This window comes from Streptomyces sp. NPDC047130, from assembly GCF_040643475.1.
Classification (GTDB): Bacteria; Actinomycetota; Actinomycetes; order Streptomycetales; family Streptomycetaceae; genus Streptomyces.
Genome location: NZ_JBEYUK010000005.1, coordinates 20,094 through 41,501, shown reverse-complemented (window position 1 = coordinate 41,501; position 21,408 = coordinate 20,094). Strand labels below are relative to the sequence as shown.

Here is a 21,408-nt window from a genome sequence, read left to right as displayed (position 1 = left end):
CTGAAGTCCTTGCGGATCTTCCGCAGCGCCCGCTGCAGCCGAACCGCATGACGTCAGGCGGGCGAAGCCGTCCTCACCTTGGAGCGGTGATGCTGAAAACGCTCAGGCACAACCGAGAGAGCGCACTGAACGCTCCCCGGTATCCCTGCCGGGGTCAGCGCGTGTTGTGGTCGACGGTGACGAGGATTTTCCCTACATGGCTGTTGGCTTCCATGTAGCGCTGAGCGTCGGCGATCTCGCTGAAGTCGAAGATCTTGTCGACAACCGGGTCGAAGGCCCCTGTGGCAAGGCCGGAGTTGATGAACGCCACCGCGCGGCGCAGCCTTTCGGGGTCGGACGTGATTTCGAACAGAGCGTACGTGCGGGTGTTCAGGGCGGGGAAGGACCGGGCATTGGGCAGGGGGGTGGTGCGGGGGTCGAGCGCACCGTAGACGACGAGGTGCCCGCCGGGTGCGATGCCTTGGGCAAGCGTCTCCACGCCGGGGCCTGCGACGGGATCGAAGGCGAGGCGGACGCCTTCGCCGTTGGTGATGTCCTTGATGCGGGCGGGCAGGTCTTCGTCGTCGGTGACGATCACGTCAGTGGCGCCTGCGTCGAGCAGGCGCTGTTTCTTGCCTGGTCCGCGGGTGGTGGCGATCGGCGCGGCTCCGATGCGGCGGGCGATCTGGATGGCGGCGAGGCCGACACTGCTGGAGGCGGCGGTGAGCAGAACGTGGTCGCCGGGTCGCACGTTGCCGCTCTCGGCCAAAGGGCCGTAGGCGGTGATGTAGGCCATCCATACGGCCGCGGCCGTGGTGGCGGCGACGCCCGCCGGGCGCGGCACCACGGCCGCGGCCGGGAGGATCACATGGTCGCCGTAGGTCCCGTACTCGGTCTGCAGGAAGGCCGGGACGCTGGCGACCTGGTCGCCGACGGCAAGGCTCTCGACGCCCTCACCGACGGCCTCGACGGTTCCGGCGGCTTCGTAGCCGAGGGTGGAGGGGAGGACGGGCTGGTAGAAGTAGGCACCCTCGCGATACATGATCTCGGCACGGTTCAGGCCGATCACTTCCACGCGAACAAGGACCTCACCTCTGCCGGGAGCGGCGGTGTCGACCTCACGGTGCGTCAGGACTTCGGCGCCGCCGGTCCGGTCGAACTGGACGACCTTAGCCATGGTTCATCCTCCTTGCGGGAGCAGTGGGCATGCGGCGGACTTGCGGTGGCCGCGGATTTCGCGGGTGCGTTCACCTGGCCGCAAGTCGGGAGGCGAGCACATCAAGGATGCCGCGCCAGGCATGTTGGAAGCCGGTGACTGCTTGTGTTTCCAACTGGCGTGCCGCCTTGTCGAACGAGATCCCGAGGGCTTGGAGATCCCGCATGATCTGCTGGGCCGAGTCGGGGTCGCTGCCCAGCGGGCTCACCGGGATCACTCCGTGATCGGAAACGGCGTGCAGTGTGCTCTCGGGCATGGTGTTGATGGACCCTGGGACGGCGAGTTGGGTGACGTAGCGCGTGTCCGAGTACCGGTCGTCCTTGGTGGAGGTCGATGCCCACAGCAGTCGCTGAGGGGCGAGTCCTGGGATGCCGGCGGACAGGGTTCGCCACCTCTCACCGTTGTGGAGATCGTCGTAGGCCCGGTGCGCGAGGCGGGCGTGTGCGAGCGCGACCTTGCCGCGCAGCGCACCGGCCGCGGGGGCATCGACCGTGTCCAGTTCGCGGTCGATGGCGTCGTCGATGCGGGCCAGGTAGAACGAGGCGACCGATCGGATCTTCCGTGTGTCGAGGCCTTGCTGGTGGGCCCGTTCGAGGCCGGTCATATAGGCGTCAACTGCTTGACTGTAGCTGGTGAGGGAGAAGATGACCGTGACGTTCACGGGAATGCCGCGCGCGACGAGTTCGGTGACGGCGGGAATGCCGGCGTGTGTGGCCGGCACCTTGATCATGACGTTCTCGCGGCCGACCGTCCAGTGCAGCAGTGTCGCTTCGGCAACGGTTGCCTCGGTGTCGTTCGCGTAGTAGGGGTTGACCTCGAGCGAGACCCAGCCGTCGTGTCCGTCGGTCCTCCGGTGGATCGGTGCCAGCACGTCCGCCGCGTCCCGCACGTCCATACAGGTGAGGATCCGTAGTGCGTCGGTCGGTGAGAACTCGCTGCGGGCCAGATCGCTGATCGTTCTGTCGTAACCCTCGCCGTCGGCCAGTGCCTTCCTGAAGATCGACGGGTTTGTGGTTACGCCGACGACGGAATCCCGTTCGACGAGTCGGCGCAGGTCACCGCTTTCGAGTCGCGAGCGGCTGATGTCGTCCAGGTAGATCGAGACGCCGTGCTTGGTGAGGTCGTCGAGTGCCTGAGACATGATCCTCCATGTTTCGTCCGGCTTGATCTGCACCGGGGTGATGTGGCTCGGCGAAGGGGCGGGTCGGGCGGAGCCCGTCGGCACGGCGTCAGGCGTCGTTCCGGGTGGACTGCCAGGCCGAGTGGCCTGCCGCGACGGCGTCCGCCAGTGCGGTCGCGGCCTTGGTCCGGTCGCGTGCTGAGAAGATCACTTTCGCCGAGGCGACGCCGGCGCAGCCGAGTTCCAGGGCCTGGCACGCGTCGGCCGCCGTCCCGATCCCGGCACCGGCGAGAACGGGGATGTCCACACGGTCGAGGATCAGGCGGAACTTGAGCGGGTTGGCGATGCCCTGCCCGGACCCGGCCGGTGAACCTTGGGGCATGAGGCCGGCGCAGCCGAGCTGTGAGAGTTCTACGGCGAGTCCGGGATCGTCCGGAATCAGGGGGAAGACCTCGAACCCGTCCTCGACAAGACGTTCGGCCGCGTGGAAAAGCTGGACCGGGTTGGGCAAGGAGTACTCGGGATCCTGAGTCATGATCAGCTTCACCCAGGGTTTGCCCACGAGGTTAGCCCCGTGATGGGCTGCACGGATCGCGTCGTCCGCATCCGCGGCGTCCACCGTGTTGGGCAGGACATGGACACCGTGCTCCCGGAGGACTTCGTATGTGTCGGTGTCGGCGTCGTCGAGGTCGGCTGCCACCTTGATCGTGGCGGTCTGCACGCGCCCTGCTTCCAGGATCGCGCCGAGTTGAGTGAGGGGGGCGTCCTCGGGGATCGCCAGCATGAGCCGGGAGCGCAGCTCCAGACTGCCCAGGTGCCAGGTGTCTGCCGTCGATGGTGTTGTCATGTCAGCCACCCGAGGTCAGGACGGCGACACGCAGGTCGGCGCCCTGCCGCAGGGGGACGCCCCACCCCTCGCGAGGCAGCACTGTCCCGTCCAACGAGGCGGAGACGGTCTCGCTTCCCACGTGCCTGGCCTCGCACAGCTCCTCGACGACGCTTTCCACCGTGGGCACCGGCGGGAAGACGCGCACCTCGCCGTTGACACGTACGCGCAGCGGGCCGGCCTCGTCGGCTCCGTCGCCGGCGGTTCCGGGCAGTGACGTCGTGGCGCCGAACGAGTCCAGCACCGCGCGGAGTGTCGGCCCGGACGACAGCTGCGGGACGAGCCCGAACAGCTCCCAGGTCACGAGGCCCTGTGCGAACAGCGGTTCCTCTTCCAGGTACTCGCGGGCTTCGCCCTCGTCGTCGGTTGCGGCGACGACGAAGCCGCCTGTGCGCGGTTCACGCCTGCCCCCGAAGATGAAGTGCCCCTCCGCGAAATGATGTTCCACCCAGCGACGGTGTCGGGGGAGCTCTGCGTCGATTGCCTGGGTCGGGACCGTGTAGGTGTTCATCAGGATGTACATGGCCGTCCTTCGTGCATGGACACAACTGGACGCTGTGGTCGGGCTGTCGATGCGCATCAGCCCTGTCCGTCAGCGACTCCCTCCGATTACCCATCCGCAGTGCCGAGAACCGTTCAATTGCCCCCAAATCGCCCATTCCTTCTTACCGTCCTTGAGGCCCCCGGGCTGACCTCAGGTCGGCATCCTGCGTATCCCGACGTTGCGGTGTGGGTCGTCGGTCGTGTCGCGCAGTCCGCGGTCGCGGCGTGCTCTCGCGTCATCTCGTGGCCGGCGGCCGGCGAGTGGCGCCGCGTCCCGACCGGTCGCCAGTGGCCCCGGTGAACGCCGCATGACACGTTGGGGGAGCCGCCGTGTCGTCGTGTCGTCCCTGTGTGTGAGGCGAAGGCTGCCTGCACTGAACCGCTCCGGATGCCCGAGTGGTCGTTTATGGCAAAGCATCGCGGACACTCGACACGCTGCACTGTCTCCTTTGCCCCAAAATCGTCACTACGATTAAGCGCGCGATGACGCAAAAGTGATTGGCTGTCGACGCTGAGTGGGCCGAGTACACAAGTTGAACGGCAAACGAGTCGCTCAGGTGGAACTCCGTGCACACCCTTCGCTCGTGAGGTGGACCTCTGATCAGCGTCTCCGGCGGCACCCCTGGGCACGGTGACCCCCACCGGCTCGCCGGCGCTGTGTCGACCGCGTGCCTCGCACGTGCCGGAGACCCAAGAGGCACCGCTGCTCCTTGACGGCCTCACCCAGGCGACCTGCAGGAGGTGCCATGCCTGTTTCCTTGACCAGTACCAAAATGCAACTGGGTCTGCGAGGGACCGAGGAGTGGATCGAACGGCTGCTGCTGCCACGCGCCGACCGGCTAGCCGACGTCTCCTTCTGTCTGTTCCTGCCCTTTCCGGTACTGCTGCCGGCCGTCCGCGCACTCGAAGGAACCGGCATCGTTGTCGGAGCGCAGAACCTCTGGTACGAGGGGGGCGCGGTGTCGGGCGAGGTCTCCGCCGAGCTGCTGGCGGAGATCGGGTGCGGCGCCGCCATGATCGGTCACATCGAGCGTCGCCGCCTGTTCGGCGAAGATGACGCCCTCGTGACCCGCAAGGCGCGCGCCGCGGCGGACACCGGTCTTCTGCCTGTGGTCTGCGTCGGCGAGCCCGAAGCCGTGCCGGCGACCGAGGCGGCTGCCCACGTGCGGCGCCAGGCTACGGCCCTGCGGGACGCGCTGCCGTCCGCCGCACCCGTCACCGTGCTGTACGAGCCGGGATGGGCGGTCGGTGCGGACAAGGGCGCCGACCCCGACCATGCCGCCTCGGCCTTGGAAGCCCTGCGAGAGGTCCTGAGCCCCGATCTCCGGAACGGCGAGACCCGCTTCCTTTACGGCGGTGCCGTCGTGCCGGGTAGCTACCAGGCGCTGCGCGGTGCCGCACCCTGGGACGGTGTGGCCGTGGGGAGGGTTGCCAGGGATCCCGCACGGTTGGACGCCGTGCTCGCCGAGCTGCTGGACGGGGCCTGAAGCCGTCCGACCGAAGCCGTCCGCAGGCCCGAGTGGCGTATTGCGGGCGCGCGGGCGACGCTAGGCGAGGGGCCTTCGAGCGAGGGGCAGCACCCACCAACGCCGGTTGACGACCTTGCCTTGATCCGCGCAAGACGCTCACCCTCGGGGAGACCGGTTGTCCGCGTTGCGGCGTGGCGCTGCCGTCGGGACCAGGGCAAGTGCCGGACCGACTTTCACTGGCCGAGTTCTGCTGCCGACTCGGCACGAGACAACCCACGAAATGAGAGAAGGGTTCACCCGTGATTCACAAGGAGCAACAGCACGCAGCCGGCACCACCGCCGCTCAGCCCACAGAGACTCGTGCACGCTCGCCTCTCCCTGACAACGCGGGTTATGCGTCGGCGACCCGGCTGGCCGTGGCCCGCGACATTGTGGCGGACGAGACCAGGGCGACGCTGGAGGGGGCCGACCTGACGCAGGTCGCGAAGATGATCGACGTCATATCTCAGGCACGGAGAGTGGTGGTCGTTGGAGCGGGCCGGTCGAAACTGTCCGCCGAGGGATTCGCCATGCGGCTGACGCACATGGGCGTCGAAGCCCATGTCTTCTCCGACGTCACCTCCCCTGCCGTCACCTCGGGCGACGTCGTCGTCGCCTGTAGTGGCTCCGGCGGCACTCCGACGGTGTGCGAACTGGCTCGCACGGCGCTCGAGTCGGACGCCGAACTCGTGGCCGTCTGCGGCAACCCGGACTCCGAACTCGTCCGGATCGCGACGCTGGCGGTGCTACTCCAGGAACGGGGAGCGGACGGCCGCCCCAATACTTCACAACAGTTCGTCGGCACCCTCTTCGAACAGGCGGCCCTGCTCCTCTTCGACACGGTCGTGCTCGCGCTCCAGCAGTCGGGCATGGTCGACGACGGGGACATGACCGAGCGCCACACCAACATGGAGTGAGAGCCGTATGCCCGACCGAGACCGACTCCTCGCACACCCGGACCGCGCCCTGTCCTGCACCAACACCAAGGCGCTCCTCGATCATCAGAACTTTGACGCCTTCGCGACGGCCCTGCGCGGCGAAGCCGACGAGCTTGCCTCGATCGGGTTCGTCGTCCTGGTCCCGGCCCAGCTGCTCGATGTGGCGGCGGCGGCATTCGACGGCACGGGCATCGGATGGGGAACCCAGAACGTGTGGCGGGACGCCTCGCCTCCGACCGGTGAGATCGCTGCCGAAGCGCTCGTCCACGCGGGCTGCCGATATGCCATGGTGGGCCATCCGGAGCGGCGCGCCCGGCTCGCCGAGGACGACACGACGGTTGCCGGTTCGGCCGCCTCGGCCGCCGAGCAGGGGATCACACCGATCGTGTGCGTCGGTGAGCAGGCCCCCACCGCAGCCGAGGCAGCCGTCGAAGCCGTCGTCCGGCAGGCCCGGCCGGTCGCGGACGCTCACCCCGCAGGAGCACCCCTGGTCTGGCTGTACGAGCCTCCGTGGACGAGTGAGATCCATCAGGCGGCGCCGCCCTCCCAGGTCGCCGTCGTGTGCGAGACGCTGCGAAACCTCGGCGCCGAGCGAACCGACGACGTGCGGGTGCTCTACGGAGGAGCGGTCGTGCCGGGGGTTCTGCCCGCCCTCCTCGACGCCGGCTGCCGCCTGGACGGACTGGGCGTGGGCAAGGCGGCGTACGACACCGGGCAACGGCAGGCCGTCACCGCCGAGCTCGCCGCCGCAGCACGCGAAGCTCGCCACCAAGGGTGAACCCGCGGCCGTGAGCCATGAATCGAACGCACACGTAACGGGAGGCCACGCCGTGTCACGCCCGATCAACCTGACCACCGTGCAGTGGACCGACATGCCCCTGCCCGAGCTGTGCGGACATGCCGCGCGGTGGGGGTACGACGGCCTGACCCTGGCGTGCCATCCCCGCCACTTCGACGCCGGGCGCGCCCGCCAGGACCTCGACTACGTGGACGAGGTCGCGCACCTCCTGCGCTCCCACGGACTGAGGGTCAACGCCCTGGCCGCCCACATGCTGGGACAGGCGGTGTGCGACCCGGTGGACGACAGGCACCGCAACATCCTGGACGACGCCGTGTGGGGCGACGGTGAGCCCGAGGGCGTGCGGCGCAGAGCGGCGGAGGCCATGGCGGCCCTGCCGGCCGCGGCGGCCCGGCTGGGAGCGGACACCGTCGTCGGCTTCACCGGCTCACCGGTATGGCACATGTTCATGCTCTTCCCCCCGGTCAGCCAGGACGACATCCAGTCCGGTTACCAGGAGTTCGCCGACCGCTGGCATCCGATCCTGGACGCCTTCGACGACGCCCGGGTCCGTTTCGCCCTGGAGGTCCACCCGACCGAGATCGCCTACGACTACTGGACCACCGCACGGACCCTGGACGCGCTGGGCCACCGTCCGGCCTTCGGCCTGAACCTCGACCCCAGCCACTTCCTGTGGCAGGGCCTCGATCCGGCCGTCTTCGCCTACGACTACCGCGAACGCCTCTACCACGTCGATCTCAAGGACGCGGTACTGAGAACCGACGGACGCGCGGGGCGCCTCGGATCGCACCTGCCGTGGGCCGACCCCCGGCGCGGATGGGACTTCGTCACCGTCGGCCACGGCGACGTGGACTTCGAAGCCCTGATCCGCACCCTCAACGCGATCGGGTACGACGGCCCGCTCTCCGTCGAGTGGGAGGACGCGGGCATGGACCGGCTGACGGCTGCGCCGCAAGCGCTGTCCCGCGTCCGCGAGCTGGCGGCGATCAGCCCCGCCGACGCCTCCTTCGACGCTTCCTTCGGCCATCGCTGAACCGCACATCCGCATGGAGCCCGACATGCCCCTCGACCTCGTCGTCTTCGACTACTCGGAAGTCCTCTCCCGCAACCAGCCCGACCCCGTCGTCCGGGCCTTGGAAGAAGCCGCCGGTGTACCCCGGGAGCGTTTCTGGGCCGCGTGGCACCGTCACCGGCCCGCCTACAACACCACAGCCACCGCAGCGGAGTACTGGCAGATGGTCGCAGAGGATCTGGGCGCGGAATGGGACGCAGCCCAACGGCAGAGACTGTGGGACCTGGACATCGGCAACTGCCTGCATCCGCACCTGCCGACCGTGCGCATAGTGCAGCGCCTGCACGGCAGAGTGAGGCTGGCCCTGTTGTCGGACGCGCCCCGGGACCTCGCCCGGTGCCTGGACGGCGCACCGAGCATGGTGCTGTTCGACGACCTGTTCTTCAGCTGGGACCTCAAGGTCAACAAACCCGATCCGAAGGCGTACCAAGCCGTACGAGATGCCACCGGAGTTTCACCCGAACGGACCCTGTTCATCGACGACAAACCCACCAACACGGAGGGCGCCGCACGCATCGGCTGGCACACCCACACCTACACCTCGGCGGAGAACCTCCACACCCACCTGCGCGACTTCTACGGCTTGTGAATGTCGGGGTTGCAACTGCGTTGCGCGCACCCGGCGGACCAAAGCGAAGGGTGGCGGACCACTTATGCAGGCTTCTCCACGCCATGCCCATCACCCAGCACGACCCAATTGCCATCCACTAGGTGTATTGATCACGAGGGTTGTTAACGGTGCCAGCTCCGATTGGCCGGTTCGCCCGCGTGCATGTGGGCCGGCGCCTTGCCGCCGGCTGTCCGTTCCGGTGCGGTCAGTGGCGGGTGCCGGCTACGAAGGCACCCCAGCGCATGGCCTCCGGGCTGGAGAGATGCGGCGTCCACGCATCAGCGTTGCGACGGTCCTCGTCAGTGGCGTCAGGGTTGACCAGGAGGACCCGCATGCCTGCCTCCCTGGCTGACCCCGCACCCGACCCGGAGTCCTCCACAGCGACGACATCCCGTGCAGCCACCCCGAGCTGTTCGGCGGCACGCAGGTAGACGTCAGGAGCCGGCTTCGGGGCCACACCGTGGCCCACCGCCACCACGGCGGCGAAGCACGCGGCGATCTGAACCATATTCAGGCTCGAACGCACGGTGGAATCGGGACAGTTGCTGGCCACAGCCAACGGCACGCGGCCGTTGAGCATCCGCACCATATCGACTGCCCCGGGCATGGCCCTCACTCCTGCTCTCACCCGGTGCTCGTAAAGTTCCAGCAGCTTTCGCGCGCTTTCGGCCCCCCTTTCCGGCCGTCCGGCGTGCTCGGCCAGCCGCTTACCGCACTCGGCGTAGTGCATCCCCTCCACCTCGGCCAGCAGCCCGGAGTCGGACGAGGCACCGAGTGCGGCCAGCACGTCCTCCCGCGCCGTCTGCCACGCCTGCTCCGTGTCGAGCAGAGTTCCGTCGCAATCGAACACCACGGCAAGGGGGCGTTTTCGCATCAGAGCCTTCACAAGGGCCTCCAGCGTTGGACGGCAGTGGTGACGGGTAACTTGTACCCTTGTCACTCAGTTGCATAGAAAAAGCGCGTAAAGTCACTCTTTTAAGCTATAGTCCGCTTCCTCGTCATTATGTCACTTCTTCCGCAACGGATGTGGCGGAGGCCGCTTCGGATGCGCTGCATGAGGTGGTCCGGGGTTGGTGAAGGCGACGTTGGAAAGCCAGCCGCGCCGCAGAAGGGACCAGATGCCTCGACGTGGTTGAGGTCGGGTGCACGTGTGTAAGGGGGGAGTAGGTTGTCGGCCAGTCCCGGGCCAGGCGCAGTCCCGCAGGCCTGCGGACGTTGAGGTTGCCCCAGACGAGGACGATCGGTCCGACGACCGGGTGCGTGGGCAGCGATGAGCAGGTCGCGGTAGTCACGGCAAGAGAAGCTCCTGCGCCCGTCGCGGCGGGGCCGGCAGATCAGCCGTGACCGGTGGCCGTGCTTGTAGCAGGGAAGCGCGGCGATGGAGATGCTTGCCTCGTCGTCCCGCTCCAGGGCCCGGCGGGCGGGGGCCTGGCACGCGCCCTCGGCCCAGGCCCGACGCTAGGCTGCACAGAGCAGACGCTGACCCGCAACTCCTCGCCGACCGCTGCGGTCGTCTCACCCGCGCGCGAACCGCTCGTTCGGCCTCCGACCGTAACCGTATCCGGAACTGCCGACGCGCGGCGGTCAGCCCGCCCCCTTGTGGACACGCGTCCCTCGGCGATACCGCACGGAGCGGCCCCGGTCAGCCGAAACGCGACAGCACAAGTTCAGCCGCAGCAGGAACATGGTCGTTGCCGCCCCGTCAGAGTTCGACCTCGGCGAATACCAGGGTTGCGAGGGCGGGGAAGACGGTGTCACCGCAGGAGCCGCCGTAGCCAGTGACGGTCTGCGAGATGGTGCGGCCGACGTAGTGCGCGCCGGAGGTGATCAGGATGGTGAAGGTGCCCGTCATGTTTCCGTTCGAGGTGAACGCGGTCACTTGGCTGCGCTCGCCAGTGCTGGTAGTGCCGTCGCTCCACGTCACCGTCGCCGTCCCGGTGTTGCCGATGACGGGGCCATTGCAGGCCGCCTGCTCGTAGCCGGGGATACGGAGACCGCTGAGCACGATGTTGTCCCTGGGTATGGCTACTCCGGCGCACCTGACCTCGATGGCGTTCTCGGTCCAGTTGTTCATCTGGAGCGTTTGGGTGATGGGCCGGTCGTGAGTAGTCAAGGTCTCCAGCTGGCAGATCGCCGCGGCTGCGCCTGCAGCGTGAGCGGGTGCAGACGCGCCCATGAGCGCTGCGGCGGTGAGAACGACCGCGCCGAGCGCGGCGGACACGGTGCGGAGCAGGTGGCTGATGCCCATGAAGGATCCGTTTCTTGGTCTCTGATAGCGCCAGTACTGACGCTCTTTGTCGAGTTGGTCAACATCTGGCAGACGCGGCACGATGCACGGCTCGTGCCGAGACTGAACTGCCGTACCGAAAGCAAGCCCGCGGCTTACTACGAGGGCCGACTGGTGTGTTCCCGATGCGATCGGACCTGCTGCTGAAAAGGCAAGGGCCGACCTCCTGCGAAAGCCCGTGCCCCGGAAAATGGCTGACCCAACGGGAGGCTGCCCCGCTCGGCAGGATTCGCGGAGCGGGGCGGACCTATGCGGCACCCTCCCTGATGCGATCAGGTGATGAGCAGTGTCGTGACGCCGGTCTGACCCGTCAGGCCCCGCGAGGTCAGGCAGGCCGTCAGGTCGAGAGCGGGCTCCACGACCGTGAAGGTGGCAATGCGGCCGGTGAACAGGCCCGAAGTGATCGGCCCCGTCACTGTGATGACGGTTTGGCCGTTGGCGCTGGTGACCGTACGTGTGAAGGAGAGAACGCTGCTCTGTCCGTCACTCCAGTGGAACGTCTGGGTCCCGGTGGTGGTGCTCAGCAGGTCGAGGCAGTCGAGCGTCACGGTCACGGTGCCCTGGCTGCTGCCGCTCGTGATCTGTGGCTGGGTCAGGGACGCGCACACCCCCAGCGCGACGTTGTAGGTGACCGTAACGCTTTGGGGCGTCAGAGTGACACCGGGCGAGAAGGAGACCGTCTGACTGCCCACGGGACATGCCATGTCCGCGACCAGCCGGGCCGATGTCGCGGAATGCGCTGCCGGAGCCGCAACCAGCGCTCCGGCCACCAGGGCGGCCGTGGACAGTGCGGCCGCCAGGCCGCGTCCGGGGATTTTCGATTTTTTCACGGGGAGATCCCTTTTCTTGACTGACCTTCAGTCGTCGATGAGAAAAGGATAGACTCGCTCACACCGTCTGCCCATAGCGGTTCGGAGAAATCTCTCTTCTTTATCGCTGAAACGGGAGGTGGCGGCACGGCGCTTCATTTTTTCTGCTTATCTGAGGCTCCACGTGAGCCACACTGCCCCCACTGGTGAATACCCGTCACTCCGGGAAACCGTACCTCTCTCGCCACGCCTGACTCGTAGAATACTCGCTTCCCGGGCGCGAGGAAGCATGCTGCGAACCGTTACGGAAACCTCTCCGGACGAGGCAATGCGGCCTGTTGGCGGACGCATTTCCCGCACATGCGAAGTTCACCTGCTATTGTGAGAAAAGCGAAACGAAGGGAACTCATTACGGCAACCGTTGCGCCGTCAACTACTGCATCCCAGTCGATGCAATCGCGTGCAAGAGAGGGTTTCATGTGGCTGTGCCGATGATGCAGGCGTGGGTGGTGAATGAACAGGGCCGGCTTACTGACAATCCACTTCAGCACACTAGTCTGGCTCGGCCGGAAGTCGGCTGCGGCGAGGTGTTGGTCCGTGTGCTCGCGTGCGGGATCTGTCGGACCGACCTGCATGTCATCACCGGCGATCTCCCCGCGCGCCGTCCGCGAGTCATCCCGGGACACCAGATCGTCGGGGAGGTGGTCGCTGTGGCGGCAGACGTACCGCACCGCAGGGTGGGGGAGATCGTCGGAGCGGGATGGCCTCGCAGCACGTGCGGCCGATGCCGGTTCTGTGTCACCGGACGGGAAAACCTCTGCCTGCACAGCCGTTTCACCGGCTGGCACGCGGACGGCGGCTACGCGCAGTACGCTCTCCTCAAAGCACCGTACTGCTGGACGATCCCGGCCGGTTACGATCCGGTACGCGCCGCGCCTCTCCTCTGCGCGGGCATAAGCGGGTACCGGGCCGTCAGAATGGCGCGCGTTGCTGCCGGCATGCGGGTAGCGCTGTACGGGTTCGGATCAAGCGCCCACATCACGGCTCAGGTCTGCACGCTTCTGGGCGCAAGATTCGAGGTGTTTACCCGTAGTGAAACGGCGCGCAGGCTGGCGATGAGACTCGGCGCCAAGGCGGCGTACGGAGTGGACGAGCGGCCGGGACACCGTTTCGACGTCGCACTCGTCTTCGCTCCTTCGGGCAGCATCGTCCCGAAGGCTCTCCGCGTGGTTGACCGTGGGGGCACCGTTGTGGTCGCAGGGATCCACATGGATGCTATACCTCCGCTGGAGTACTTCCGTGAGCTCTTCCATGAACGGCAGTTAAGTTCCACAACGTCCAGCACCGTAGAGGATGCCAAAGAATTCCTTACTCTGGCGGCAGCTCATCCCTTCCATGTCGAATGCACCACCTACCCGTTCGATCAGGTGCCACGGGCTCTGGAGGATCTCACGGTAAGCCGCTACGCCGGGGCATCTGTACTCCTGCCCCCGAAGCCGTCCGAGCCGCTGCTGCTCCCGCCTGACGGAAAGTCCCGCTGATCGGCCTATTATTGCGGGTCAGGGCCGTGTGACGTGGTGTCCATGATGGATATCGCGCTGATCACCGCCGGTCAGATGTACCGCTGCTATCTGCGCGAGACCGTCGCTGGTGACGGCCGCCGCCAGGCCCACACGCCGCTGCGTATCGCCCAGGAGCAGGCTGGTGTCCCGGTCGGGCGGTGGATGGGCCGCGGCCTGGCCGTGTTCGGGCTTGCGCCGGGGGAGGAGATCACCGAGGACCAGCTACGGAACCTGTTCGGCGAGCGGGGCCGTCACCCGTACGCGGACCGGATCGAGACTGACCGGCTTGCCGCGGGCGACTCCACCAAGAAGGCGTATCGGGCCGGCGCCCTCGGGCGCCGGGTGACGGTGACCGAGGCGGACCTCGTGTTCCGGCCGCAGCCGACGATCTACCTCCTGTGGGCGCTGGGGGATGAGGGAAGCAGCGGGTGATCGAGGCCGCGCACGAGCGGGCGATCGGGCGGGTGCTGGAGTAGTCGAGGACGAGGTTGCGGTGATCCGGTACGGCAAGGACGGCATCTACCGGGTCCGGCCGCCCGGCGGTCTGGTCGCCGCCCGCTTCCGCCACTACGAGGCGCGCTCCGGGCGACCACTGCTGCATGATCATCTACTTCTGAGCGTGAAGGGGCAGCGCCTGGACGGCAAGTGAAGCTCGATCCACACCACGGCCCTCCACGAGAACACCGTCGCCGCCTCCGCGCTCTACAACGAGCTGGTGGCCGCGGAGGTCTGCGAGGCGCTGGGGCTGGCGACCGAGCCGCGCACCGTCACCCCGGGGCGCCGGCCCGTGATGGAGATGGCCGGGGTGCCCCACGAGCTGATCCGCTGGACTGCCCGGCGCAGCGACCAGATCGCAGCCTGCCTCGAGGACCTGGAGCACGAGTACGTCACCACCGTCGACGACGACGGTGAGCCGCGGTTCCTGCCTGTGGTCTCCGAACGGGCCCGCGCCGAGCTCAACGCCATAGCCGCCCGCAAGACCCGCCCGCCCAAGCAGAAGACCCGGCCGCTCTCGCAGCTGCGCGCGTGGTGGAAGACGAGCGCGATCCTCACCTCCGGGGTCGCCGCCGACGTCCCCGCGCCGCGGTCGCCGCGATCCGGGCCCGGGTTGCCGCCGTGGTCGACGTCGCGCTGGCGGACGTCGCCGTCACCGCGACCGTCTTCGTGATGAACCGGGACGGCCGTTTCCACCGCCGGCACCTGCTCGCCGAAGCGCGCCGCCATCTCGCCCTGGTCCTGCGCGGCCGACGGCGCGATCCCGGTCTGGACGACCAGGTGGTGGCCGCCGCCATCTCCACCCACTGCCTGGACATCACCGAGCCGAAGACCGTCCGCGGCCGGGAAGCCGCCTACCGCCTCTACACCACCCGCTGGGCCCTGTCCGACCTCCCCGCCCGCCACCGGCCACCCACCCTGGCGCCCGACCCGGACCGGCCACCCCCGACCGATCCCGGCAACCCGGCCGCGCACCGGTCCCCGGGCCAGGACGCGGTGGGGGAGTGGGAGATCCCCCGCATGCTGCTCCAGTACGAGCGCGCCGTCCTCGCCGGCGCGGTGGTCCGCGAGCAGGGCGCACCGCCACCGCCACGGTCGTGCGGGGCCGGGCGTACGACGTCGTCGCCCACCAACAGGCGGCGATGCCCGAGCAACTGCTCGCACCCGAGCGCGACGACCGGGGGCCGGAACCCGGCCGCCGCGAGGCGATCGACCTGACCGCGGTGCGGGCCCCGCGGAAGTCCCGCACGGACGTGGAAGCGCTCGATCTCACGGCCGACCGACTGCGCCGCATCCAGGAGGCGGCCACCAAGATGACCAACGACTCCCACGCCCGCACGGACCGCCGCACAGCACAGGCCGGTGTCGATGTTGTCGGCCTGCAACGCCCGGAGGTAGGCGAAGGCGGCGATGATGTCCTCCGGCTTCATCGGCGGGAGTGGTACGGAGTCGGCGTTCTCGGGTATGGCAACTCCTCATGATCGGGCCGCCCCGCTGATCGTGGCGGCCTCGAGGACACCCTCCAGCCGCGAGCCTGTGGACAGAGGCCACGCTCCCGGGCACGGCGCGGGAGCGACTCCGGTCACGGACAAACGAGGACTGCAGGGGGCGGTCAAGGAGGAATCTGACGCCTGACGGCGGTGGCCGTCGGACCGCGGACAAGGGGTGCCTTCACACGGCGGTCCCGGCCCGTGCGCACTTTCGCGCGCGGGCCGGACGGCCCCGACCCGGCCAGCCGGCCGGAGAAAGCCGAGGACACCGTGCCTGCCGACTTCACGCCCGACCTCGCCCACGAGGACCGCGCCGCCCGCGACCACCGGCCTTCCGCCGACGCAGACCAGGCCCCGCAGGCCCCTCCACGGCCTCTTCGGCCGCCAGCCGAGTTGGCGCAGGTCACCCCCGGAAACCAGGGGTCCCCGGCACGTTCGGCAACCCTTCCAAGTCTCTGAAGCAGACATGGAAGCCGACCCACACCAGGAAGGAAGTGCTGAAGGCTCTCGGCATCTTTCAGAGGGCCACCGTCGAACACCTGTGGCGGATGCTGCGCCCCGGCGACCGGCACGACCGGTGCACGAGGGACACCCTCAACGCCCTCAAGCGCGACGGGAAGGTCCGGGTGGAGACGCGGCTGGAGTCGGGACACCATCTGTGGGTGCGCAAGATCGAGCAAAACAAGGCACCGGACGCCGGTTACCATCGACGATGCGCATTTATGAAAGAAACCGCCCGTGTCAGGGCAAATCTTGCGGAAGGTGACTCATGCGATCGGCGGAACACGCCGGGGCCGTCGAATTCATCGAACGCTCTCTGCACACCGATCTACGCCTCGATCGCATCGCGGCCCACACCGGCTATTCCCCCTACCACCTCCACCGCTCCTTCACCCGCACCTTCGGCCTGACCCCACACGCCTATGTGCGCCGCAGGCGCCTCACCGAGGCCGCGCGAGCGCTGGTGAACACCTCTGAACCTGTCCTCGGCATCGCCTTGCGGCACGGATTCGGCGGCCAGCAGTCCTTCACCCACGCCTTCTCCTCGCACTACGGAATCTCGCCCGCGGCGTGGCGACGCGCGAAGCGGTTCTTCCCGCTGCTCATGCCGTACCGGTTTGATGCATCCGAATGGGAACTGTGCCGACGCGGCCCAGGCCATCTCGAGATCACCGACCGGGCGGGATCGGACCTGTTGCTTCCCCTGTCGTTGGCGGCGGTCGACATGCTGCCGGCACTCGACCCCCACCGGCACACCACTGCCCTGCGCCAGAAGCTCGACGCGCGCCATGTCGTGCTCGCCCACCACGAGGGACAGGACGCGGCGGCGATGATCGTCCACCCGGCGACCGGCCACATCGAATACCTCGCGGTCCACCCGCTGCTCCGTACGTCGTCGATACTGTCCGCACTGGTGGAATCGGCCGCGCGTGACTACCCGCGGCTCTCGGTCACCACCTTCCGGGAGGGCGACCGGGCCGACCTCGGACACCGGCGAGCACTGCTCGCTCTCGGCTTCCGCCCCGCGCCTCTGCGTGTGGAATTCGGCTACCCCACCCAACTGCTCGAACTCGAACCGTCTGGAGCATCTCAGTGATACGCGCGTCCTCGGACGTCCACGCGGCGGAAGCCGACCACCTCACAACCGTCCTGCGGCGCCTGGAACGCAAGATCGCGTCGGTGACCGAGGTACTCGACATCCACGACAGCAACTACCGCGAGGTCAAGGCCTACATGGCCGACAACCGGGGCGAGATCGATCCCACCGAGATGTACCAGAACGAACTCCTCCTGCGGGACGTCGACGCCGAGGGCGCTCACGCCATGCGCCTGCGCGACCGGCTCGTGTCCATGCGCGCCGTCCCCTACTTCGCCCGTCTCGACTTCACCCCGGACACCACGCGCGTGCGCGAGACCCACTACATCGGCCGCCACACACTCCATGACGCCGACGGCACCGCGGTGGTGGACTGGCGGTCGCCGCTGGGCGGGATCTACTACGAGGCCGAGCTCGGCAGGACCCGGTACGAAGCACCCTCGGGGGAGGTCGGCGGACTGATCGAACGCAAACGCCAGATCCGGATCGAGGACGGCCGGCTGCAATTCGCCGTCGACACGGCCGACGCCGTCCGCGACGAGATCCTCCTGGAGGAGATCGGCCGGACCACCGACACCCACATGCGCTCCATCATCGCCACCATCCAGCGCGAGCAGAACGCGATCATCCGCAACGAGACCGACCGCTCCCTGATCGTCCAAGGCGTCGCCGGATCCGGGAAGACCTCCATCGCGCTCCACCGCATCGCCTACCTCCTGTACCGCAGGCGCGGCCGGTTGCGGGCGGACAACGTGGCCATCCTCTCGCCCAACCACCTCTTCGCCGAGTACGTCTCCGACGTCCTGCCCGAGCTGGGCGAAGAACCGGTCGCCGCACTCGACATCGGAGGCATCGCACGGGACCGGCTCCAGCGGCACCGGCTGAAGCTCACCGACCCCGTCGACCCGGTGGAGCCCGGCGACGACCAGGAGTGGGAGCGAGCCATGGCCAGGTCGACCCTGGCCTTCCACCACTGGCTGGACAAGGCTGTCGAGGACGCGGTCCAGCACTGCTTCCACCCCCAAGACCTGCGCCTCAAGGGATGCCGACTGGACGCCGAGGAACTGCGCGCGCTCTACGACCGCATGGCCTCACTGCCCGTGCGGCAACGCCTTCGCGCCATGGCCGAGCACCTCTGCGCGCGGGACCGGCACGAGCGGGCCTTCGCCACCACCTACCCGCGCCCCGGCGAGATGGCCAAGGCCCTCACCGCCATGCTCACCGTCAAGGACACCTTCGCCCTCTACCGCGAGCTGTACCGCCGTCCCGACGCGCCGACGGCACTGCGGACGCCCACGGCCAGGACCCTGGAGTGGGCCGACGCCTACCCCTTCCTGCTCGTGGCGGCCAGGTTCGACGGCCTCGCCACCGACGAGCACGTCGAACACCTCGTGATCGACGAGATGCAGGACTACTCCCCGACCCAGTACGCCGTGCTGCGCCACCTGTTCCCGTGCGACATGACCATCCTCGGGGACATCGGCCAAGGCCTCGGCAACACCGAGGGCTACACCCTGGACGACCTGGTGGGCCTCGTCCCCGGCGCACGAGTGCTGGAACTCCACCGCAGCTACCGCTCCACCGCCGAGATCATGGACTTCGCCTCCACGCTCCGCGGTCGGCCCATCGCGACGATCGACCGCCACGGCGACCAGCCCGAGGTGCTCGCCTTCGACACGAGCGACGCGGAGACGGAGTGGATCGCCCAGGCGGTCCGCCGCTTCCGAGACACCGGACGCGGCCGGCTCGCCGTCGTCACCAGGACACACGCACGAGCGCGCGAGCTGCGCCGGAACCTGGCCGAGAAGCTGGACGACGCGTCCCTCGCAACGGCCGACACCGCCGACGTCCTCGGCCACCACGTCGCCGTCCTGCCGGTGGCGCTCGCCAAGGGCCTGGAGTTCGACGAGGTGATCGTCGCCCAGACCTCCGCCGACGAATACCACCGCGCCACCGACCGCTCGCTGCTGTACATCGCCTGCACCCGCGCACTCCACAAACTCACCCTGACCCACACCGGCCGACCCAGCCCACACCTCCCCGGCTGAAGAGGGACATAAGGTTGCCGTCCCCGGCTCAGCGCCGCTGCCGCCGTGCTGCTGCTGCCGCCGCGCCGCGTCGCGTCGGCCGCAGGACTGCCCACCCGTGCCCCATCTTCGTCCCCGCCGCCCGCCCGGCGCGCCCTGCCGGACCCGCTATCTGGTGCTGGGCCGCTGACGGGGGAGTCAAGGCGTGCCGCCGGCCCGTGGGTCCGGTGCTGCCGCGCCCTCCGTGCCGGTCGCCGGGTGTCCTCTGCCTCGGCGCCGCCGTGGCCTGCGCCGTGCCGCCCCGTGCCGCACGCTGCCCGGCCGAGCTGCCGCCCCGGGTCGTGCGGCCCCAGCCCCGCTCGGCTCCGACCGCCGCTTCCCGGCCGCCCGGTCGTGTCCGGCCCGGGCTCGCCGCCCACGCCGACCTCCTTTGTCGGAATTCACCGGCGCGTGAGCCCCCGACAGCGGACAATCAGGCCGGAAAGACAGGAGGGACCGCATGGTTGCGGACATGAAGTTCGAGGACGGCACCCACATCAGACTGAGGGCACCGGAGCAGCACGGCGTTGCAGCTGTGGGCCTCCTGCCCGGCCTGGGCGCGCACCGGCTGGCCGTCCACACCGACGTCGAACCGCGCTACGTCGCCGAAGGCATCAACCACCTCACGCTCTCCGGCGAGCTCCGGGCCGCCGAAGGCATCGGCTGGATCGGCTCCATCCTGCCCACCCTCGTCCCGCTGCGGACCAGGGCCACCAGCGTGTCCGTGGAACTCGTCGTCCCCGTCACCTCCGCCCAGCTCCTCGCCCTGGAAGAGCACCGGGACGGCGGCGACCTCGCCGTCCTGCTGGATCTGCAGGGGACCCTGCCGCAGAGCACGGCACACCCTGCCGCAGACCTGCAGGAGACCTACCGTGTGGCCGCCAGTACGTGGGAGCGGCAACTCGAGAGCGTGGGCCTGACCGCCTCGTTCACCGTCACCATCCCGCTGCCGATGACACACGGCCCGATCCGCGAAGCCGCCGAGCACCTGCGCACCGCGGACCGGCAGGTCACGGCAGGCGAGTATCCCGACGCCATCCGAGAGACCCGCCTCGCCCTGACCTCGATGCGGAAACTGGGCGTGTGGCCCGGCGGTGGGGCCAAGAAGCGCGACGAGCAGGACCAGGCCGACCGGTACGGCACCCTCCTGGACCGGATCACCGAACAGGCCGACGGCTACGCGGACGTGATCCAGGCGGCGTTCAACCAGGCCAGCGGCCCCCAGCACAACGACGGCGCCATCGCCTCGGCGGCCTGGACACGCGCAGACGCCGTCGCCCTCAACGCCCTCGCGGCCGCCCTGCTCCACCGCCTCGCCACCGAGGTGAGCTGACCACTCGGCGTGCGGCATTGCTCCCGCGCTGTGCGCTGCCGGGGCGCCGTTCCGGTCTCCGGATGCTCGCCGCCGGCCCTCCGCCCGAGGACGGCCAAGCCGCCGCTCCCCGCCGTGCCGCTCGTCGGGCCTCGCCGGTGTGGCCGACCGCCCGGACCCGGTCCCATGCCGTGGGTAGGGACCGCGGCTCCTCGTACAGCCGCGCCGTGCCCCGGGCGCCCCGCGGTCGCGGGGCCGGCTGGTACGTCGCCTCGGCCGTGATCGCCGGACTGGGCTATGGCATCTCCTTCGCCGTCGTCGCGGACACCGCGGACACCGCGGACACCGCGGTCGGCGCGGTGCCCGCGGAGCGGGCGGGTTCGGCCGGGGCGATCGCCGAGACCGGCAACGAGATCGGCAACGCCCTCGGCATCGCGATCCTCGGCTCGCTCGCCGCGCTGCTCTTCCGCCCGCAGGGCCCGGACCTCGCTCCCACCCTCGACGAGTCGCTCCACCTGCCCTCCCTCTCCGCACCCGTGGTCCTGGACGCGAAGTCCGCCTTCGTCGCCGGCCTCGCCGGCCTCCACGTCGTCGTGATCGTGGCCGGCCTTCTGCACGCCGCCCTGGGAACGGCCGCACTGCGGTGGCTCCCCAGGTCGGAACCGGAACCCGGGACCGCCGAGGAGCACGGGGAGCCCGCCGTGGAACAGGTGGCGAGCAAGGGGTGACAAGGGGAGGGGCCGGTGACGCGGAAGTCAAGACTCCTGTTTCCCTGTCGGCACTCTTGATCCTCCTGTGACCACTGGGACAGAATCGCCGCCAGCCGGCGACAGGCCCACAACCGCAGCGCCGCGCGTGGCTGTTGACGTGCCGTCATTGCCGGACCAGCAGGGACTTCGGTCCCGATGCCCGATTGGAGAGCACATGGCTGAGCAGACGCAGCACGAGGAGCCCCTGTTCGAGGAGTTCGACCACGCGGTGTACGCCCGCTGTTCGAACAACAACATGCCGATGTTCGCGACCTTCGTCCCGCTCAGCGAGAACGAGCAGGCCGCGGTCGACGAGGCGCTGGCGCTCTCGTAGCCCTCGCCCGCTCACGCGACACGGTCGCTTGCCGCT

Annotated in this window: 20 protein-coding genes and 3 pseudogenes; 15 read left to right on the top strand and 8 right to left on the bottom strand. The window is 68.8% G+C overall.

What is annotated here, in order from left to right; translation table 11 throughout:
* Positions 1-154: 154 nt before the first annotated feature.
* The 4 genes from ABZ836_RS09370 to ABZ836_RS09355 all read right to left on the bottom strand — a co-directional run bounded on the left by ABZ836_RS09370 (position 155) and on the right by ABZ836_RS09355 (position 3,781).
* Entirely contained in the window at positions 155-1,156 is a 1,002-nt protein-coding gene (locus ABZ836_RS09370) for a zinc-dependent alcohol dehydrogenase family protein (protein ID WP_356139418.1), read from the bottom strand.
* Between the two features lie 70 nt (positions 1,157-1,226).
* Positions 1,227-2,369, bottom strand: a complete 1,143-nt coding sequence (tal, locus tag ABZ836_RS09365; RefSeq protein ID WP_361140936.1) for a transaldolase — start codon at positions 2,367-2,369, stop codon at positions 1,227-1,229.
* A gap of 55 nt (positions 2,370-2,424) precedes the next feature.
* The gene (locus ABZ836_RS09360) at positions 2,425-3,162 is read right to left on the bottom strand and encodes a thiazole synthase (RefSeq protein ID WP_361140934.1); all 738 of its coding nucleotides are present in this window, start codon (positions 3,160-3,162) and stop codon (positions 2,425-2,427) included.
* A 1-nt stretch (position 3,163) separates the two neighbouring features.
* On the bottom strand, positions 3,164-3,781 hold the full coding sequence (locus tag ABZ836_RS09355) for a YciI family protein (protein ID WP_361140932.1): 618 nt from the start codon (positions 3,779-3,781) through the stop codon (positions 3,164-3,166).
* Between the two features lie 709 nt (positions 3,782-4,490).
* Here ABZ836_RS09355 and ABZ836_RS09350 point away from each other — a divergent pair.
* From ABZ836_RS09350 to ABZ836_RS09330, 5 genes are all read left to right on the top strand, one after another.
* A complete protein-coding gene (locus ABZ836_RS09350) occupies positions 4,491-5,231 on the top strand; it encodes a triose-phosphate isomerase family protein (RefSeq protein ID WP_356139426.1) in 741 nt (246 codons plus the stop codon).
* A gap of 398 nt (positions 5,232-5,629) precedes the next feature.
* Positions 5,630-6,169, top strand: coding sequence for a 6-phospho-3-hexuloisomerase (gene hxlB / locus ABZ836_RS09345; RefSeq protein ID WP_361140930.1), 540 nt, complete (start codon positions 5,630-5,632; stop codon positions 6,167-6,169).
* Positions 6,170-6,176: 7 nt separating this feature from the next.
* A complete protein-coding gene (locus ABZ836_RS09340) occupies positions 6,177-6,968 on the top strand; it encodes a triose-phosphate isomerase family protein (RefSeq protein ID WP_361140928.1) in 792 nt (263 codons plus the stop codon).
* A 52-nt stretch (positions 6,969-7,020) separates the two neighbouring features.
* A complete protein-coding gene (locus ABZ836_RS09335) occupies positions 7,021-8,022 on the top strand; it encodes a sugar phosphate isomerase/epimerase family protein (RefSeq protein ID WP_361140926.1) in 1,002 nt (333 codons plus the stop codon).
* 25 nt (positions 8,023-8,047) lie between these two features.
* Entirely contained in the window at positions 8,048-8,650 is a 603-nt protein-coding gene (locus ABZ836_RS09330) for an HAD family phosphatase (RefSeq protein ID WP_356138887.1), read from the top strand.
* A 226-nt stretch (positions 8,651-8,876) separates the two neighbouring features.
* On the opposite strand, the gene ABZ836_RS09325 is transcribed toward ABZ836_RS09330, so the two are convergent.
* The 4 genes and pseudogenes from ABZ836_RS09325 to ABZ836_RS09310 form a co-directional block, all read right to left on the bottom strand.
* Positions 8,877-9,557, bottom strand: coding sequence for an HAD family phosphatase (locus ABZ836_RS09325; RefSeq protein ID WP_356138885.1), 681 nt, complete (start codon positions 9,555-9,557; stop codon positions 8,877-8,879).
* An 89-nt stretch (positions 9,558-9,646) separates the two neighbouring features.
* Positions 9,647-10,081 (bottom strand): annotated as a pseudogene (locus ABZ836_RS09320) (IS630 family transposase).
* A 292-nt stretch (positions 10,082-10,373) separates the two neighbouring features.
* On the bottom strand, positions 10,374-10,919 hold the full coding sequence (locus ABZ836_RS09315) for a hypothetical protein (RefSeq protein WP_356138883.1): 546 nt from the start codon (positions 10,917-10,919) through the stop codon (positions 10,374-10,376).
* A gap of 311 nt (positions 10,920-11,230) precedes the next feature.
* On the bottom strand, positions 11,231-11,788 hold the full coding sequence (locus ABZ836_RS09310; RefSeq protein ID WP_361140923.1) for a hypothetical protein: 558 nt from the start codon (positions 11,786-11,788) through the stop codon (positions 11,231-11,233).
* Between the two features lie 470 nt (positions 11,789-12,258).
* Here ABZ836_RS09310 and ABZ836_RS09305 point away from each other — a divergent pair, with 470 nt between their 5' ends.
* From ABZ836_RS09305 to ABZ836_RS09260, 10 genes and pseudogenes are all read left to right on the top strand, one after another.
* Positions 12,259-13,308 carry a zinc-binding alcohol dehydrogenase family protein gene (locus ABZ836_RS09305; RefSeq protein WP_356138893.1) on the top strand — a complete coding sequence of 350 codons (1,050 nt, stop codon included), beginning with the start codon at positions 12,259-12,261 and terminating at the stop codon, positions 13,306-13,308.
* A gap of 42 nt (positions 13,309-13,350) precedes the next feature.
* Entirely contained in the window at positions 13,351-13,761 is a 411-nt protein-coding gene (locus tag ABZ836_RS09300) for a relaxase domain-containing protein (RefSeq protein ID WP_356138880.1), read from the top strand.
* Positions 13,742-14,497, top strand: a pseudogene (mobF, locus tag ABZ836_RS09295) (MobF family relaxase). Before ABZ836_RS09300 ends, mobF begins: the two are co-directional and overlap by 20 nt.
* The gene (locus ABZ836_RS09290; protein ID WP_361140921.1) at positions 14,446-15,042 is read left to right on the top strand and encodes a hypothetical protein; all 597 of its coding nucleotides are present in this window, start codon (positions 14,446-14,448) and stop codon (positions 15,040-15,042) included. Before mobF ends, ABZ836_RS09290 begins: the two are co-directional and overlap by 52 nt.
* Positions 15,043-15,077: 35 nt before the next feature.
* Positions 15,078-15,305 carry a hypothetical protein gene (locus ABZ836_RS09285; RefSeq protein WP_361140919.1) on the top strand — a complete coding sequence of 76 codons (228 nt, stop codon included), beginning with the start codon at positions 15,078-15,080 and terminating at the stop codon, positions 15,303-15,305.
* Between the two features lie 778 nt (positions 15,306-16,083).
* Positions 16,084-16,911: a helix-turn-helix transcriptional regulator gene (locus tag ABZ836_RS09280; RefSeq protein ID WP_361140917.1), complete on the top strand. Its 828-nt coding sequence runs from the start codon at positions 16,084-16,086 to the stop codon at positions 16,909-16,911.
* An 83-nt stretch (positions 16,912-16,994) separates the two neighbouring features.
* Entirely contained in the window at positions 16,995-18,959 is a 1,965-nt protein-coding gene (locus tag ABZ836_RS09275; protein WP_361140915.1) for a 3'-5' exonuclease, read from the top strand.
* Between the two features lie 478 nt (positions 18,960-19,437).
* A complete protein-coding gene (locus tag ABZ836_RS09270) occupies positions 19,438-20,310 on the top strand; it encodes a hypothetical protein (RefSeq protein WP_356138874.1) in 873 nt (290 codons plus the stop codon).
* A 224-nt stretch (positions 20,311-20,534) separates the two neighbouring features.
* A pseudogene (locus ABZ836_RS09265) lies at positions 20,535-21,017 on the top strand (MFS transporter); the annotation flags it as partial.
* A 196-nt stretch (positions 21,018-21,213) separates the two neighbouring features.
* Positions 21,214-21,372 carry a hypothetical protein gene (locus ABZ836_RS09260; RefSeq protein WP_356138872.1) on the top strand — a complete coding sequence of 53 codons (159 nt, stop codon included), beginning with the start codon at positions 21,214-21,216 and terminating at the stop codon, positions 21,370-21,372.
* Positions 21,373-21,408 lie beyond the last annotated feature (36 nt).